Origin of the sequence: Brachybacterium paraconglomeratum, from assembly GCF_039541415.1 — a bacterium.
Lineage (GTDB): Bacteria > Actinomycetota > Actinomycetes > Actinomycetales > Dermabacteraceae > Brachybacterium > Brachybacterium paraconglomeratum_A.
The window spans coordinates 193,906-210,900 of the sequence record NZ_BAABGE010000002.1; the positions used below are offsets into that span (position 1 = coordinate 193,906).

Annotated in this window: 15 protein-coding genes; 6 read left to right on the forward strand and 9 right to left on the reverse strand. The window is 68.4% G+C overall.

All coding sequences use genetic code 11. The features are described 5' to 3' along the window. Nucleotides 1-3: 3 nt before the first annotated feature. On the forward strand, nt 4-1,356 hold the full coding sequence (locus tag ABD893_RS00845) for a glycoside hydrolase family 27 protein (protein WP_345075591.1): 1,353 nt from the start codon (nt 4-6) through the stop codon (nt 1,354-1,356). A 48-nt stretch (nt 1,357-1,404) separates the two neighbouring features. Here the strand turns inward: ABD893_RS00845 and ABD893_RS00850 are convergent, their stop codons facing one another. Both ABD893_RS00850 and ABD893_RS00855 read right to left on the reverse strand, forming a co-directional pair. Beyond that, the gene (locus tag ABD893_RS00850; protein ID WP_345075592.1) at nt 1,405-2,085 is read right to left on the reverse strand and encodes a response regulator; all 681 of its coding nucleotides are present in this window, start codon (nt 2,083-2,085) and stop codon (nt 1,405-1,407) included. Nucleotides 2,086-2,518: 433 nt separating this feature from the next. Continuing rightward, nucleotides 2,519-2,752, reverse strand: a complete 234-nt coding sequence (locus ABD893_RS00855) for a hypothetical protein (protein WP_345075594.1) — start codon at nt 2,750-2,752, stop codon at nt 2,519-2,521. A gap of 479 nt (nt 2,753-3,231) precedes the next feature. Here ABD893_RS00855 and ABD893_RS00860 point away from each other — a divergent pair, with 479 nt between their 5' ends. Next, nucleotides 3,232-4,416 (forward strand): sensor histidine kinase, encoded by a 1,185-nt coding sequence (locus ABD893_RS00860; RefSeq protein WP_345075596.1) that lies wholly within the window; start codon nt 3,232-3,234, stop codon nt 4,414-4,416. 155 nt (nt 4,417-4,571) lie between these two features. Here the strand turns inward: ABD893_RS00860 and ABD893_RS00865 are convergent, their stop codons facing one another. From ABD893_RS00865 to ABD893_RS00895, 7 genes are all read right to left on the reverse strand, one after another. Continuing rightward, nucleotides 4,572-4,799 carry a hypothetical protein gene (locus tag ABD893_RS00865; RefSeq protein ID WP_345075597.1) on the reverse strand — a complete coding sequence of 76 codons (228 nt, stop codon included), beginning with the start codon at nt 4,797-4,799 and terminating at the stop codon, nt 4,572-4,574. A 43-nt stretch (nt 4,800-4,842) separates the two neighbouring features. After that, complete coding sequence (locus ABD893_RS00870; RefSeq protein ID WP_345075598.1) at nt 4,843-5,406, reverse strand: hypothetical protein; 564 nt, start codon at nt 5,404-5,406, stop codon at nt 4,843-4,845. A 197-nt stretch (nt 5,407-5,603) separates the two neighbouring features. Further along, a complete protein-coding gene (locus ABD893_RS00875) occupies nt 5,604-6,446 on the reverse strand; it encodes a DUF1206 domain-containing protein (protein ID WP_345075599.1) in 843 nt (280 codons plus the stop codon). A 50-nt stretch (nt 6,447-6,496) separates the two neighbouring features. Beyond that, nucleotides 6,497-8,218, reverse strand: a complete 1,722-nt coding sequence (locus ABD893_RS00880; RefSeq protein WP_345075600.1) for an ROK family protein — start codon at nt 8,216-8,218, stop codon at nt 6,497-6,499. Between the two features lie 79 nt (nt 8,219-8,297). Further along, complete coding sequence (locus tag ABD893_RS00885; protein WP_345075601.1) at nt 8,298-9,350, reverse strand: alpha/beta hydrolase; 1,053 nt, start codon at nt 9,348-9,350, stop codon at nt 8,298-8,300. A gap of 51 nt (nt 9,351-9,401) precedes the next feature. Next, a complete protein-coding gene (locus tag ABD893_RS00890; RefSeq protein WP_345075602.1) occupies nt 9,402-10,736 on the reverse strand; it encodes a BNR-4 repeat-containing protein in 1,335 nt (444 codons plus the stop codon). Between the two features lie 148 nt (nt 10,737-10,884). Further along, on the reverse strand, nt 10,885-11,244 hold the full coding sequence (locus ABD893_RS00895; protein WP_345075604.1) for an L-rhamnose mutarotase: 360 nt from the start codon (nt 11,242-11,244) through the stop codon (nt 10,885-10,887). 283 nt (nt 11,245-11,527) lie between these two features. Between ABD893_RS00895 and rhaI the strand changes: the two genes are divergently transcribed. From rhaI to ABD893_RS00915, 4 genes are all read left to right on the forward strand, one after another. Further along, entirely contained in the window at nt 11,528-12,706 is a 1,179-nt protein-coding gene (gene rhaI, locus ABD893_RS00900) for an L-rhamnose isomerase (RefSeq protein WP_345075605.1), read from the forward strand. A gap of 2 nt (nt 12,707-12,708) precedes the next feature. Then, nucleotides 12,709-14,748 carry a bifunctional aldolase/short-chain dehydrogenase gene (locus tag ABD893_RS00905; RefSeq protein WP_345075607.1) on the forward strand — a complete coding sequence of 680 codons (2,040 nt, stop codon included), beginning with the start codon at nt 12,709-12,711 and terminating at the stop codon, nt 14,746-14,748. Next, nucleotides 14,745-16,316: a rhamnulokinase gene (locus tag ABD893_RS00910; protein ID WP_345075608.1), complete on the forward strand. Its 1,572-nt coding sequence runs from the start codon at nt 14,745-14,747 to the stop codon at nt 16,314-16,316. The genes ABD893_RS00905 and ABD893_RS00910 overlap by 4 nt, the downstream gene beginning before the upstream one ends. A gap of 216 nt (nt 16,317-16,532) precedes the next feature. Next, complete coding sequence (locus ABD893_RS00915) at nt 16,533-16,976, forward strand: amidohydrolase family protein (protein ID WP_345075609.1); 444 nt, start codon at nt 16,533-16,535, stop codon at nt 16,974-16,976. Nucleotides 16,977-16,995 lie beyond the last annotated feature (19 nt).

The window sequence follows — 16,995 nt, forward strand, 5'->3', positions numbered from 1 at the left end:
CCGATGACACCCACGCTCGCAACCACACCCGCCACTGCGCCCAGCACCTCGTCGGCCCGCCCGCCGATGGGCTGGAACTCGTGGGACAGCTTCGGCACCACCGTCACCGAGGAGGAGGTGCTCGCGAACGCCCGCTTCCTCGCGGAGCACCTGGCCCCCTACGGCTGGGACACCGTGGTGATCGACATCGACTGGTCGGACCCGTCGGCCCGTTCCCACGGCTATAACGTCGGCGCCCCGCTCACGATGGACGAGCACGGGCGGCTGCTGCCGGACCCGGTGCGATTCCCGAGCGCCGCGGGCGGCGCCGGCTTCGGACCGCTCGCGGAGCAGATCCACGGCCTCGGGCTGCGGCTGGGCATCCACGTGATGCGCGGGATCCCGCGCCGCGCCGTCGCAGCGAACAGCCCCGTGCTCGGCTCAGAGCTGCGCGCCGGAGACATCGCCGACCCCACGAACTCCTGCGAGTGGAACCCACACATGGTGGGCATCGACCACACGGCGCCCGGTGCGAGCGCCTATTACGACTCGGTGCTCGCGCTGTATGCGGGCTGGGGCGTGGACTTCCTCAAGGTCGATGACATGCTCTGGCCGTACCAGGCCGCCGACATCGAGGCCTTCGCCGGGGCGATCGAGCGCTCCGGGCGGCCGATGCAGCTGTCCCTCTCCCCCGGCCGCGACCTGTCGCTGACCCGCCTGGACCATCTGCGCGAGCACGCGACCATGTGGCGGATCTGCGATGACTTGTGGGATCGGTGGGAGGACGTCGAGGCGAACTTCGCCCGTTTCGCCCGCTGGGCCCCGCACTCGAGCCCGGACGGCTGGGCCGACGGGGACATGCTGCCGCTGGGCCGGATCGGGATCCGGGCCGAGCGCGGCGAGCCCCGCGATGACCTGCTCACGCCCGACGAACGCCGCACCCTCATGACGCTGTGGGTGATCGCCCGCTCCCCGCTCATGGTGGGAGGGGACCTGCCCAGCTCGGATCCCGCGACGATCGCGCTGCTGCAGAACGCCGACGTGCTCGCCGTGCACGCCGGCTCCACCGGCAATCGCGAGGTGTTCCGCGAGGGCGCGCTGATCCTGTGGACGGCCGACGGGCTGGAGGGCGAGCAGTACGTCGGCGCGTTCAATGTGGGTGAGGAGGAGCTCGCGGTGTCGCTGGACAGCCAGGACGTGGGCCTGCCCGCTGCGCTCGTCGGCGAGGTCACCGAGCTGTGGAGCGGGGAGCTCGTGCCGGTGCGTGCGGTCTCCGTGCAGTCCGACGCGGCGCGCGGCGTCGCCCCGGGGTCCAGCGCGATCGACGTGGTGATCCCGCGTCATGGAGCGGTGCTGCTCCGTGGTGACAGGCAGTAGACAGAGCTTTCAGCCCATTCCCCACGTTCTCTCGCACCCGCACGACACCTATTCGCCGTCTCCGACCTCGAGCATATCGACATCGATGACATCATGCGTGATCGCATAAATAAGAACTTGGACGCGATCCCGAACCCGCCACCTCCTCATCAATCGCGTGAGATTCGATTTGATCGTCGGCTCCGACAGATGCAGGGTCGCCGATATCTCCGCATTCGACATCCCGCGCGCGATGAGCCGTACGATAGAGATTTCGCGCGCTGTCAGTTGTTCCGCCATCCTGCGGCCATCATTGCGCAGGGCATCACCACGGATCGTGCTGATCAGTTCGAACGTGATCTCCGGGGAGATCATCGAGCGCCCAGAATGCACCTCTCGGATGGCGGCTACGAGTTCATCCGGCTCCGTGTCCTTCACGAGGTACCCCGACGCCCCGGCACGCAGCGCGGGGACGACGTGCCTCTCGGTGCTCAGCGTGGTCACCGCAAGAACATGCATCTCAGGAAACAGCTCGACAACCTGTCGAGTCGCCTCGACGCCCCCCATCCTCGGCATATGCAGGTCCATCAATATGACATCCGGCCCCAGCTCCCGCGCCAGCGACACCGCCGCCTCCCCGTCGCCGGCCTCGCCGACGACACAGAGATCCACGGCCCCATCGACGAAGAACCTCAAGGCGTGACGGACGAGGGGATCATCGTCGACAAGCAGCACCTGAATTCGCTCCATCCCATCGAGCTTAGCCTCGATCTTTCGTGGGGTCTGCAGGTCAGCCCGGTCGGCGTGGTGACCGATGGTTGCGAGCTGATTCCGACATTGGGGTGTGACGGTCCGCCGCGTGTCGGTCGCGGTGGTCGGGCGTCCAGTGCCAGTGATCCTTGGAGAGGCGGTCAGCGAGGAGTCTGAACCGGCTGTCAGTGTTGGTGGTGGCCGGCCCGGGGCTACCGCAACCACGACCACTATTAGACCTGTATCCCGCTACGCAGCCACCGACGAACACGCCGGCGACGCACCTTGACTCAGCAGGGCACCACACTCAAATGCGAATATCCCCGGAAGTATGGCAGCACCGTGGCCCTCTGGGGGCCGCTGACTTTGTCAGCTTTTCGCCCCTCAGAGGGCCACGTTCTTGCGTAGACAGCGCTGGCGTGACCGCCAGGTCTCACCGGCCCCGATTTCGCCGTTCCTTGACCTGCTCCCATACGAATCCGATAGCGAGCAGAACCGCAATGAAGCCGAGCGTACCGAAGAAAGAGATCACGCCTTCTTTGGGGCCGTCGAAGATCAGGTCGCCGAGACCGAAGAGCAGCGCAGTCGGAAGACCGACAAACGCCACGATGCCAATCGCCACCAACCAGGCGAACACCTTGCCGTGTTTGCGTTTCGAATCTGCCATACTTCCGCCTCCTCGACGTCAAAGTTCCCCAATAGTACATTGCCGGCTCATCGCATTTGAGGGTGCAGCAGGGGTCTGAAGCCTCCTGATCAGAGGAGGCTGCGGGCGATGTAGTTGGTGAGGTTGCGGAGGCCGCGGGCGGAGCCGCGGAGCGCCTTCACTCATGACGACCCACCCCTCGGACACCTCAACGAGGAAAGCCCGCGGGTAGATCCTCCCGCGGCTGATCACCGGAACTGCATCACCGACACGCGAGGCCATACATAAGTCGCAAGGGTTGATCCAAAAGTGCCCGTCCGACCACACCGATCAGCTGGGACGATCAGGGATCACCGCGCCACCACGAGAGGCTTCAATGAACAACATCCTGTTCCACCTCGCACAAGCATCGCCGGCCGGACAAGTGATGAAATCACTGTGCCGCCTGCTCGGCATCTGCAAGTAGTGACAGACTCCCGCAACTCGCGCATCCTGAGCACATGACGACGGACCGAGCCTGCGGCAGCACGCATCCCCACGGGCCCACATCCGCCGCCATCGAGCAACCGGTCTTCACGGATCTTTCGCGTCGCGGAAGAATTGCCTTGGTCACGATCGTCTCCATCACCGGTGGCGTCGATCTGGTGTTGCACGTCACCGGTACCCCGAACACTTGGCAGAACGCCCTGTCGAGTGCCGTCATGCTTTTCGCCACCGCGCTATTCGGTTGGCAGCCCTTGACCGCGGCGATCCTCCTCCTGATGGGTGCGCTCACCCACATGGCAACGGGCCCCCCAGGCGACGAGCTGCTGCACTTGGCCATCGGCAGCGGGCTGGTTGCGTACACATCCCCGTCCAGATTCACCGCGATCTACGTTTCCGCGGTGATCGGCCTCTCGGCATTTGCTGTGGCAACTTCCAGCTTCTCCGACATCGGAGGCGTGGTCGCGCTCGGACTCGTACTGATCACATGCTCTGGAATCGGCATCGCACTGAGCGCAGCGCATCGCCGCCAACAGCATTTCGCGGCCGACCTCGCCCGTCTCGAGCGTGCGAGGGAAGCTGCGGTCACCACAGAGCGGTTTCGAATCACTGACGAACTCCATGACACCATCGCCCGAAATATCACGCTGATAGCAATGCATGTTCGTGTTCTCGAGCGCGTCCGTGATCAAGAGGGTCGAGACGCCTCCCAGGAGGTCATCCGAAACAGTGCAGATCAAGCCCTCGCCGATATCCGGCGACTTCTACGCGTGGCCAACGACTCGCAAGCCGGCGGCGAACATATGCCTGAGACCGTCGCCGTGGGCCACGCACTCAAGGAGGCGGAGCGCGAGCTGACAGCCCTCGGCGCGACCGTGGAGATAGTCCAGCGCGGCCCCCTCAACGCATCATCCTCCGTGGAGCACGCGACCGTGCGCATCGTCAGGGAAGCCGTCACGAACATCATCAAACACGGTCCGACCAGGCCCCATGTCTCCATCGACCTGCGCGCGGACGACCACGGGATTCGACTTGGCATCAGCAATTCCCTATCGGGCACCACCAGCCCTGAAGATTTCCCGCGAACATCCGGCTACGGTCTCGCGCGGCTTCGCGAAAGAGCATCGTTGCTCGGGGGAACACTTGAGACCCAGCAGAGCGGAGAGAGTTTCACACTCATGGCGAGACTTCCCGAAAAGTAGTTCTCCACACAGCCGGCTGCCGACAGCCTGAACTGGGGAGCGTGGCCCCCCTGATGCACGTCGGACTCGCCAGCATCCTCAGATGCTGGCGAGTCCGGCTCCTCTCCTCCGGGCCGCTCATCGCAAAGCTGATCCTCCACCCCCGGAGTCAGGCTTCACCTGCTGCGGGACCGGAAGAGACCCATGCCGCCTCCGACGAGACTCAACGCAGCGGCAATGAGCGCCACAATGCCGAAGAACAGGTTGCGCTCGATGACCAGCGCCCCCAGCCTCACGTCCCCGACAAGCAACCAGATTCCCACCACTGCCATCACTACCCCGAGCAGGATCGCGCTCGACGAACTGCGTGCAGTGCTGCTCCTTCGATCAGATCGGGCAGCCATGGGTCCTCCTTCTTGCCGTCTGGGTCAGGTCGTCTCGGGCCGGTCAGAGTCCGCACGCCGCGAGTGCGGCAACACCCGTCAGCGACTTAGCGAGGTCGATCAGTTCCTTCTCCACGGTACGACCAGCGATGCCGCGGGCACCACGGAAGATCCTCGCAACCAGCGTCGGACCGTACTTCACCGTGAGCTTCCCCAGACGCCAGGCCAGCTTCGCGACGCGCGCGGCCGGGAACACGGTGAGTGCTACGAAGCCGGCGATAGCGGCCGCGCATGCCGCCACGCTCGTCACTCCACTCGGAGTCACGACCCGGATCTGAAGACTTCCGTCGAGGGTATCCTCCTGAGCCAGCGCCATGCTCGCGGTCGACATCTGCCGAAGCTTGTCATCGTCAAGCGTGTAGCCGACCACGTTCCCCTCGCGATCCAGCACCTCATAGATCTTGGTGCCGTCCTCGACCGTTTCGACGACCGTTCCGCGCTTCTGTCCTGCAGGGAGGGCGATCTTCACCGGTGCCGCCGTCGCGACACCTCCGGTCACCGCCACTGCAGGCACCGCAACACATGCGGCGATCAGCGCTCGGCGCCCCACCAGCATCTTCTCCGACATAACTGCCCCTCTTCCCTCTCCGGTTCGTCGAGGCCACTGGACCGTTGCCCACAAGCAACGTATCGGCCAGCCGGTGAACGGCACCACGTACTTCAGGACCCTTCTCATGCTTCATCAGGAGGACCGCGGCGCGACAAATGGATCGCGTCGTGCGACGTCCGGTGCGGCATCGGGCATGAGCAGCGGACTCAGCCCCCTCACATGGGCGCGTAGCGCGAGCGCAGCACCGCGTAGACGCCGTAGAGCATCAGGCCCACGCCGATCATTGCGAGCACGATCGTGCCGGCGGGCAGCTGTGCCATGGCCTTCAGCGCCCCGTCCAGGCCGCTGGCCTTCTCCGGGTCCGCGCCGAAGGCGGCCCAGCCGAACATCAGGCCGACGCCGAGCAGCGCGATGCCCTTGGCGATATACCCCAGGATGCCGGTCACGACGATCGCCCCGGCGACCCTCTGCCCCGGCGGGATCCGCAGGTCGTCCTCGAAGCTGCGGCTCGCACCCTTGTACACGTGGAAGCAGCCGATGCCGATCACCACCAGCGCCACGACCACGATGAGGACCCGCCCCGCGGCACTGCCCATCATCCCCGCGGTGAGCTCGGTGGTCTGCTGTCCGGAGTCACTGCCTCCCCCGGCGGCGAAGCGCAACGCGGTCACGGCCAGCGCCGCGTACACCGCGGCCTTGCCGAGGGTCTTGATGATGTGGGCGGCGCGGTCCTTCGCGTCCTGCTTCCCCTTGGCTCCGAACCAGGTCTCGACCAGATGCCAGATCACCAGCGCGGCCATCGCCAGGCCGCCGATCCAGAGCAGGATGTTCCCGCCCGGCGCCGCGGCGAGTGTGCGCAGCGCCCCGGACTGGTCGGCATCCTCGGAGGATCCGCCGAGCGCCATCTGCAGCGTGATCACCCCGATCAGCACATGGACCAGCCCGCTCATCACGAACCCGCCGCGGGCGATGGCCTCGAACGCAGGGTTCTCGGCGACGTCCTCGGCGGCGTTCTCGACAGATTCGGCGCCTTCACGGGCGCTGCGCGCGGGATTCATGGGCCCACTGTAGGAGACCGGGGATCTCGCGCGGACCGGAGATCTCGAAATCAGCGGCGGGAGGCGCTCGATGCTGAATGCGGCACCGCCCAGCCAGGCCGCCGAGCCCCGTCCTCGGCCGGGGACGTCGCAGCCGGCGCGCTCGATGGGCTCGGCAGGCCCACCCGCTCCAGGAACCCTTCGAGTGCGAGCACCGCCATCCCCAGGCTCACGCCCTCACCGTCGGCCTCCGTGAACTCCATGCTGAACATGCTCGAAGGGCCCGGAAGGCACTCCTGCGCGATACGTTCCCGTACGCGGTCGTGGAGCTCAGCACCGGCATAGCGGGTGATCCATCCCAAGACGGAGACATGCTCCGGATTCAGGAGGTTCACCAGATTGCCGATACCTGCCGAGAGGTAGTCACCCGTGCGCAGCAGCGCCTCCTGCGCGGAAGAGTCACCAGCGGCGTCCGCCCGCATGAGGCGCTCGATGAAGGTGCGATGGTGGGTGACCTCCAGCAGCTCGTGCTCCGGGGCGATCTCGCAGAGTGTGGCGCGGATCCCCTCGACCCCGACGTACGCCTCGACGCAGCCTTTCCGGCCGCAGCCGCAGGCACGTCCGTTCCAGATCAGGGTGGTGTGCCCCCATTCGCCGGCGGAGTTCCCCGGCCCGCGCAGCAGCTGCCCGTCGATGATGATTCCTGCCCCGACCCCGGTGCCCAGGTTCACCGCGACGAAATTGCGGAAGCGACGGCCTGCGCCGAACCACAGTTCCCCGGTCGCCAGGGCCATCAGCGGGTTGTCGATCCGCACCGGGACGGGGACAGCCCGTTCGAGGGCGTCGAGCAGCGGCACCTCGTGCCATCCCCAGTTCGGGGCGAAGACGGTCACCCCGCGGGCGGGGTCGACCTGGCCCGGCAGGGAGATCCCGGCCCCGAGCACCTTCCCATCGAGCTCCGGATGGCGCTCCAGCATCAGATCTGTGCAGTCACCGATGTGCTCGGCGATCGAGTCGATGTTCTGGGTGCCCGGTGCCAGCTCGACGCGTTCCTGGTCGAGGCGGGCCAAGGAGAGGTCGTAGAGATCCACCCGCACGTAGGTCTCGGCGACATCCACCGCGAGCAGTGCTCCTCGGCCCGGGTTCGGCCAGTCGCCCTGACCGGGTGGGAGACGGCCGGTGTCGGCGATGTGGGCGTGCGCGACGCGGCCCGCGTGGGCACGAACCACTGCGAGCGGCTCCTGTTCGAGCATGACGTGGAAGAGGTCCGCGACGACCCTGACCTCGCCCATCCCGAATTCGTCGAGGAACTCGATCGCCTCGGCCAGGGTGTTGATCAGGTCGGTCTCCCCGCGATGCAGCGGCTCGAGGATCACCTCGAGTCCGTGATCGGCGGCGACGTCACGGGCCACCTGCACGGCGCGTGCGAACTGCTGGCGCCCCGCACGCGGATCCACTCCTTCGGGGAGACGCCGCGCGCCGCCGCTGCCGGGCACCACCATGGCGCCGGGCCGGGCCAGGGCGGAGACTGCGGCGAAGGCGATCTGCAGGTAATCGCGGACCTGGTCGAGGGGGAATGCCGGGTCGGAGAGCCTCAGCTCGCCGGGGCAGAGGATCGCGAAGGACGGGGAGGGCGCCCGGTCTCGCAGCGCCGGGTCGGCCTGCCAGCGGCCATCCTGGTCCTGCACGATCACGTTCCCGACGATCGTCGGCTCGACGTAGTCGGCGCCGGCGGCGAGGATCGCGAGGACATCCCGGTCCGGGGCGATGATCCCGTGCTGCGGAGGCTGCATGGCGTCCCTCATCCTTCCGTCGTTCCCGTGCTCCCGGCGTCGGTTCACAGCTCAGAGCTCAGAGCTCAGAACTCGCAGTTCACAGCCCGCGGACGATCTCTCCCATCCGGTCCATCGATTCGCGTGCCTCCACGAGGCCCACTCGGTTGAGGTGCCCGTGGCACACGCCGCGGCGCACGACGTACTCGACGTCGACCCCGGCCTCGTCGAGCTGCTGCGCGTAGCGGCGGCCGCTGACGCGCAGGTCGTCGTACTCATCGGTCTCGACATAGGTGCGCGGCAGCACTGCCAGCTGCTCACGGGTGGCGAGCCCCGGGAAGTCGTAGGGCGTCGCCTCCTCGAGGGGCCGGCCGATGTAGTTGCCGGACATCGCGCGCATCGTGTCCAGGGAGAAGCGCAGCATCGGCGGGGTCGCGTCGAGCGCCTGGGCCTCCTCGGCGTCAGGCTCGGAGCGCAGCGGATGGGCGACCAGGTACAGCAGCAGGGAGGCGGCGAGCGGGGTGCCCTCATCGGCCAGGCGCAGGGAGGCCGTCGCCGCGAGGTTGCCACCCGCGCTCGCCCCGCCGAGCGCGACCCGTCCAGGGTCGATGCCCAGTGCGTCGGCGCTCTGCCGGGCCCAGGCGACTGCCGCGCAGACGTCATCCAGCGGGATCGGCGCGAGGACGTGCTCGGGGCCGCCGGGGAAAGCCCGAGCTGGCGTTCCGTCGATCTCGTCGCAGAGGCGGTAGTCAACGGAGATCACGACGGCGTCCGCACGGCCCGCGACGCCGCGCGCCACGTGGTCACCTTCGGGCATGTCGAGGTCGCCGTGCATGAAGCCGCCGCCGTGGCACCAGATCAGGCAGGGGCGTGGTCCGGCTGCCGCAGTCTGCGGGGTGTAGATGCGCACGGGCACGGGCCCGTGGGGGCCGGGGATCTCGCGGTCCTCGATCTGCAGTTCCCAGTCCTCGGCGGGGCCGTACGGCTCGTCCCAGAGGCGGTGCACCTCCGGGTCGAGATCGTCCCAGGCGGCGACGCCGCCGAGGGTGCGCAGCCGTCGCTCCATCTCACCCAGGGCGGTGGGGGCGGCGGTCACCTCCGCTGCGGGATCACGGAGGGCGGGACGGAGATCCGGAGAGGTCTGCTCGGTCATCGAGGGGTCCTTTCGGAGGGGGTGCGAGGGGCGCTGGGGCGTGGGTGACCGTCAGCGCGGGCTGTTGCGGAGCACGACCTCGCAGTCGTAGTCCTGGGAGGAGCGCATGTCGCCGCGGAACCAGAGCAGATGGGTGGTGCTCGGATCGCCCGGGGCGACGATCGGACGCAGGTTGTCGACCGTGGAGTGCTCGGTCACCGGTGACCAGTCCCAGCCTCGCCCGCCATCGGCGCTGCGTCCACGGTAGATCTCATGGTGGTCATGGCGGGTGCCGTCGCGCGGATCGACCGGGGTGGACACGTAGACGGTGGAGACGTCATAGGGGTCGATCGCCGCCAGGCCCGAGTAGTCCTGCTCATGGGGCAGCAGGCCCGGTCCCGCGTGGGCGAGCGGTGAGAGCGTCCACTGCCCGTCGGCTCCGAGCCGTGCGTAGACGAGGCGCAGATCGTCGACGGGAACGTTGCGGCCCAGGTCCGCACCATCGGGCTCGGCGCGGTGGTTCGCGCGCGCCGTCATCACTGCGGCGAGCTGGCCATCGGCCTCACGGATATCGGTGGTCCAGGCATGGCTGAGCTGCGCCCCGCCGAGTTCGATGCCGGTCGCGAGCACGGTGGTGAGCTGGGCCTGGTCCGGGACGGGCTCGGCGAACAGTGCGGACTCCGCCGGCCGGCCCGTGCTGTCGTGGAGGCGGCCGCGAGAGAGGGTGCCGTGGTAGATCGAGTTGTCGACGTCGCGCGGGTGATGGTCGGTGACCAGCACATGCAGTCCGGCAGCACCGTCGGCGTAGCGGGCGTAGCCGTTGACGTAGCCGATCTTCGGGCGGTCGAAGAGCTTGCCGGCGTAGCTCCAGGTGTCTCCGTGATCGTCGGAGACCAGGGCGCAGGGGTCGTCATTGACGGCGCGTGCGAAGCAGTAGAGGCGGCCGTCGATCTCGTGGAGGTTCGAGTAGGTGACGCCGCGCCCGCCGGTGTGCTCGCTCCAGTCGTAGATGCGCTCCTCGCCCCAGCGGGTGGGGTCTCCGGGCTCGCTGATCCGCCAGTGGGTGAGGTTGTCGGTCTTGTGCCGGGCGTAGACCGCGAGCCAGCGGCCGTCCGGCCGGCGCCACAGTGCCGGCACGTCATGATCATCAGCTTCGAACCCCGGGTGGAGGGTGACCACCTGTGCGGTGCCGGCGGCGAGGTCGACGACGGTGAGGTCGAGGTCGCCGCGCCGGGCCGGATCCTGGTCCGCACCACCGGAGGCGATGGAGCCGACGACGAGCAGCCCGGCCTCGGGATCCACCAGCGCGCGTTCGTCCTGGAACCAGCACCAGGCGCCGTCCGGGTTGATGACCTGGACGGACTCTGACAGCGCAGGCTGGGTGGGGTGCGGGGCGGGCGAGCTCATCGGGCTCCTCATGTTCGGTGGTGGTGGTGCCGGCGGTGGCGGTGGTGCACGTGGTGCCCGCGGTCGCGGGCGACGCGGGATGGGGTGGGGCGGGTGCGGTGGCGTGGGGCGGGGCGGGGCGGGCAGTGCGCCCGAGGAGGTCGGGCGGTCAGGGAAGGTGGAAGTACTGCGGCAGCACCTGCTTCTCGTCGCCGCCCGGGGTGAAGTACTCCCCCATCGCCGCCTCCCAGCGAGGGGAGATCGCCGCGCGGGCCATGGCGCCCTGGGCGGCATCGACGTCGTCGGCCTCGAAGTAGCCGACCACCATGCCATCCTCGGGCCGCAGGAACAGCGAGTAGTTGCGCCAGCCGGCGGCGCTCAGCGCCTCGCGCATCTCCTCCCAGACGTCCTGGTGGGCGGCGACGTACTCGGTGAGCTTCTCCGGGCGCACGTGCAGCAGGAAGCAGCAGCGGTGGGGGCTGCGGGCTTCGCTGGTGGCGAGGAGGGTGTCCAGGTCGGGGGTGACCATCGTGATCCTCCTCTGGCAGCAAAAATACTCAGGCCGCAACAGAGTGGACTGCGAGCACGCAAGTGTCAAACGCTTTCCCAGTCGGTGGGACGATGGCCGACTGTGCGCGAACTGCGCACCGACCTCAGTGCACGTGGCACACAAGGATCCTCTGGTGCATCTCTGGGGCTCGTGATAGCGTCAATGTTGAGTCGTTTCAATATAGCGTCCTCCCGTCTTCGCACCAGGAAGCAGTCGCATCGCTGCCGTCGACCGGAGCCCGACGCATCGCGAAGGAGCCCCCATGCCCACCCCCTCCACCCTTCCCGCCGAGATCGCCCGTGACCTCGCCGAGTTCTCGATCGAGGTCCCCAGCTGGGGTTACGGCAACTCCGGTACCCGCTTCAAGGTGTTCGGCACCCCCGGCACCCCGCGTGACCCCTTCGAGAAGATCGCCGACGCCGCCCAGACCCACGCCTTCACCGGCTCCGCCCCGCGAGTCTCGCTGCACTACCCCTGGGACAAGGTCGAGGACTTCGGTGTGCTGCGCGAGTACGCCGCGGAGCAGGGCATGACGCTGGGGATGATCAACTCCAACACCTTCCAGGATGACGAGTACAAGTTCGGCTCCCTCACCGCGGGCGATAAGTCCGTGCGCCGTCGGGCGATCGACCATCACCTCGAGTGCATCGACGTCATGCGGGCCACCGGCTCCAAGGAGATGAAGATCTGGTTGGCCGACGGCACCAACTACGCCGGCCAGGACTCGATCCGCGCCCGCCAGGACCGCCTGGCGGAGTCGCTGCAGGAGATCTACCTGGGCCTCGGCGATGATGAGCGCCTGGTGCTCGAGTACAAGTTCTACGAGCCGGCGTTCTATCACACCGATGTTCCGGACTGGGGCACGAGCCTCCTGCACTGCCTCGCACTCGGCGAGAAGGCGCAGGTGGTGCTCGACACCGGACACCACGCCCCGGGCACGAACATCGAGTTCATCGTCGCCCAGCTGCTGCGCCAGAACCGGCTCGGCGCCTTCGACTTCAACTCCCGCAACTACGGGGACGACGACCTGATCGTCGGCGCCGCGGATCCGTTCCAGCTGTTCCGGATCCTCTTCGAGATCGTGCAGCAGGATGCGCACCGGCCCGCCTCGGGCGTGAACTTCATGCTCGATCAGTGCCACAACCTGGAGTCGAAGATCCAGGGACAGATCCGCTCCGTGCTGAACGTGCAGGAGACTCTGGTCAAGGCGCTGCTGGTGGACCGCGAGGCGCTCACCGCCGCCCAGGAGAGCAACGACGTCCTCGAGGCGAACGCGATCCTCATGGACGCCTTCTGGACCGATGTGCGCCCGGCCCTCGCGGCCTTCCGGGAGGAGCAGGGGCTGCCGGTAGATCCCTTCGCGGCATTCCGCGCGAGCGGCTACGAGGAGAAGGTCGCCGCGGAGCGCGTGGGCGGGAACCAGATGGGATGGGGAGCCTGAGCATGAGCACCCCCGAGACCGTCACCGCCCTGCTGGAGCGCTCCAACGCGCTGGGCGCCGACCCGAAGAACACCAACTACGCCGGCGGGAACACCTCCGCCAAGGGCACCGCCACCGATCCGGTCACCGGTGAGGAGACTGAGCTGCTGTGGGTCAAGGGCTCCGGCGGTGACCTGGGCACTCTGGAGGAGAAGGGCCTGGCGGTGCTGCGCCTGGACCGGGTGCGCGCCCTGCAGGACGTCTACCCCGGGGTGGAGCGCGAGGACGAGATGGTGGCGGCCTTCGACTACTGCCTGCACGGCAAGGGTGGCGCGGCACCGAGCATCGACACTGCGATGCACGCCCTGGTGGACGCCGCGCATGTGGATCATCTGCATCCTGATGCGGGGATCGCGCTCGCGACTGCGGCCGACGGCGAGCGCCTGACCCGTGAGTGCTTCGGCGACGCGGTGGTGTGGGTGCCCTGGCGCCGGCCCGGCTTCCAGCTGGGGCTCGACATCGCCGCGATCAAGGAGCAGAACCCCTCCGCGATCGGCTGCATCCTCGGCGGCCACGGCATCACCGCCTGGGGTGAGACCTCCGAGGAGGCGCGCGAGAAGTCGCTGCGGATCATCCGAGAGGCCACCGAGTTCATCGAGCGCACCGGTGATTCGGAGCCGTTCGGCGCCCACGATTCCTCGCGCGGGGCGCTGGCGGAGGCGGAGCGCCGTGCGAAGGCGTCGGCCCTGTTCCCGGTGGTCCGCGGGCTCGCCTCGACCGATGTCCCGATGGTCGGGCACTGGACCGATACGGACGCGGTCCACGAGTTCCTGTCCTCGGAGAAGCTCGCGCCGCTCGCCGAGCTCGGCACCTCCTGTCCGGATCACTTCTTGCGCACCAAGGTGAAGCCGCTCGTGCTGGACCTCCCGGCGGATGCTTCCGTCGAGGACTCGATCGCGCGGCTGAGGGAGCTGCACGAGGCCTATCGCGCGGACTACTCCGCCTACTACGACCGCCACGCAGGCTCCGACTCCCCCGCCATGCGCGGTGCGGATCCGGCGATCGTGCTGGTCCCGGGCGTGGGCATGTTCAGCTTCGGCGCCGATAAGCAGACGGCGCGCGTCGCCGGCGAGTTCTATGTCAACGCGATCAACGTGATGCGCGGGGCCGAGGCGATCTCCACCTACTCCCCCATCGAGGAGTCCGAGAAGTTCCGCATCGAGTACTGGGCGCTCGAGGAGGCGAAGCTGCAGCGCAGGCCCGCACCGAAGCCGCTCGCGACCCGGGTGGCGCTGGTGACCGGCGGAGGCTCCGGGATCGGCAAGGCCACCGCCGAGCGGCTGGTCGCCGAGGGCGCCTGCGTGGTCATCGCGGATCTGAATCTCGAGAACGCCCAGGCCACCGCCGAGGAGCTGGGCGGGCCCGACCGCGCCGTCGCGCTGCGCGCAGACGTCGCCGACGAAGCTGCCGTGGTCCAGGCCGTGGCGGAGGCGGTGCTCGCCTTCGGCGGGCTGGACCTCATCGTCAACAATGCCGGGCTCTCGCTGTCCAAGCCGCTGCTGGAGACCACGGCGAAGGACTGGGACCTCCAGCACGACGTGATGGCACGGGGCTCGTTCCTGGTCTCCCGGGAGACCGCACGGGTGATGATCGACCAGGCCATGGGCGGGGACATCATCTACATCTCCTCGAAGAACTCCGTCTTCGCCGGGCCCAACAACATCGCCTACTCGGCGACGAAGGCCGACCAGGCGCACCAGGTGCGGCTGCTCGCGGCGGAGCTCGGCGGGCACCAGATCCGGGTCAACGGCATCAACCCCGACGGGGTGGTGCGCGGCTCCGGCATCTTCGCCGGCGGCTGGGGCGCGTCCCGCGCGAAGGTCTATGGCGTGGAGGAAGAGGACCTCGGCGAGTTCTACGCCCAGCGCACGCTGCTGAAGCGCGAGGTGCTGCCGGCGAACGTCGCCAATGCCGTGTTCGCGCTGACCGCCGGCGACCTCTCGCACACCACCGGCCTGCACGTCCCGGTGGATGCCGGGGTCGCGGCCGCGTTCCTGCGATGAGTGCGACGCAACCGGCCGACGACGCGGGAGTGGACGACGGGGCGGGCACGGCCGACGGGGCGCAGAGCGCCGGCGCGCCGCTGGCCGTCGCCGCGATCGACCTGGGGGCCACCTCAGGCCGGGTGATGCTCGGAGTGGCCGATCACGGCCGGATCGAACTGATCCAAGCGCACCGCTTCGAGAACCGGCTGGTCAAGCGGAACGGCCATCTGTGCTGGGACGCGGGCGCCCTCTGGGCGGAGATTCGGCAGGGTCTGGCCGACGCCCACGACCTCGCCCTGGTACGCGGTCTCGAAGGTCTCTCCTCGATCGGAGTGGACTCCTGGGCGGTGGATTATGCGCTGGTAGGACCCGACGCCGTCGGAGCCGACGGTGCAGCAGTGACCGGCAGCGGTGAGCTCCTCGGCGAGGTGATCGCCTATCGCGATCGCCGCACCGACGGGGTCGCGGAGTCCTTCGCGCAGCAGGTCCCACGAGAGCGGCAGTACGCACTGACCGGCATCGCGCAGCAGCCCTTCAACACGCTCTACCAGCTGATTGCCGACGACCGGCTCACGGATCTCGCGCCAGGCAGCACCCTGCTGATGGTCCCGGATCTGGTGGGCTACCTGCTCACCGGGCAGCGACGCACCGAGCGCACCAACGCCTCCACCACCGGGATGCTCGCGGTGGACGGGACGGGATGGTCCGAGGAGCTCCTGGCCGCAGCCGGAGTCGGCCCGGGCCTGCTCGCCCCGTTGATCTCCCCCGGCGAGCGCCTGGGCACAGTGCAGCCGCTCCTCGCAGGCGAGCTCGGGATCGGCGAGGTGCCGGTGATCGCCGTCGGCTCCCACGACACCGCCTCTGCGGTGCTCGCGGTGCCCGCCGCAGAGGACGCCCACCCGGTCGCATACATCTCCTCGGGGACGTGGTCGCTGATCGGGCTCGAGCTCGGCGCGCCTGTCGCAACCCCCGCCGCACTCGAGGCGGGGTTCACCAACGAGGGCGGGATCGACGACACCACCCGCTTCCTCAAGAACGTGGCCGGGATGTGGCTGGTCAGCGAGTCGATCCGGCAATGGGAGGACGAGGGCGCGCGAGTGGACCTCGAGGATCTGCTCGCGGCCGCGGCCCTGATGCCCGCGAATCGCTTCCGCATCGATCCCACGGATCCGTCGTTCCTCGCTCCGGGACGGATGGCCGATCGGGTGACCCTCGCGGCGCGTCCCCTCGACGGGGAGGACGAGCGCCCCCGCACTCCGGCCCAGCTGGTGCGCTGCATCCTCGAGTCGCTCGCCGAGACCTACCGGGACGAGCTGCACACCGCCTGCCGGCTGGCGCGGATGCCGCTGCCGGAGCGTCTGCACGTGGTGGGCGGCGGGAGCCGCAATGCGCTGCTGAACCAGCTCACCGCCGACGCCCTGAGCATCGAGGTGGTGGCGGGGCCGATGGAGGCGACGGCACTGGGAAACGTGGCACTGCAGGTCCGCTCCCTGGGTGGCGTGCCTTCCGATGACGGCACCCTGCGCGATCTGATCAGGCAGAGCGTTCCGCTGGAGCGATACCGGCCGACGTCGTCGCGGGCCTGATCTGACCGCGGTCCTGGACACCGCCCCGAATCGGGTCTTGACTCCGCTCCCATACCCGTCAGAGCATCCGTCGCGGCGCGGCGGCGATCAAGATCTCGGCCACCGGCGGGGTCACGGATGCGATCGAGATCGGCTACGCCGGAAAGCCCGAGATGCCGGAGGACTCCATGCGCACGATCTGCGAGGAGGCGCACTCGGCCGGCGTGCTGGTCGCTGGTGAACCTCGACCCGGCCGTCACCGGCGTGGACCCCGTGGTGCGGGCCAATGCCGAACTGGTCCTCGAGGAGATGCTCGACGGGATCCGAGCAGCGCTCGAGAACGGGATCGCCCTCGGCGTGGGCACCGATTCGGGGGTCAGCTACTCGACGCACTCGAACTACTGGCGGGAGCTCGATCTCCTGCAGCGGGTCGGAGGGATGGAGCCCGCCGCCGTCCTCCACGCCGCTACCCAGGGCAACGCGAGGATCCTGGGGCTCGACTCCGTCACCGGCTCGATCGCTGCCGGCAAGAGCGCTGACCTCGTCGTCGTGGACGCCGATCCGCTGGAGTCGTTCCGGCACCTCGCAGCACCCCGGATGGTGATCGCGCGCGGCGAGCGGATCATCCGCCCGCAGATCACTCGCATCGAGGAGGTCGATCGCCTGCTCGACGGACTGTGAGGACCTCCCCGGGAATGGA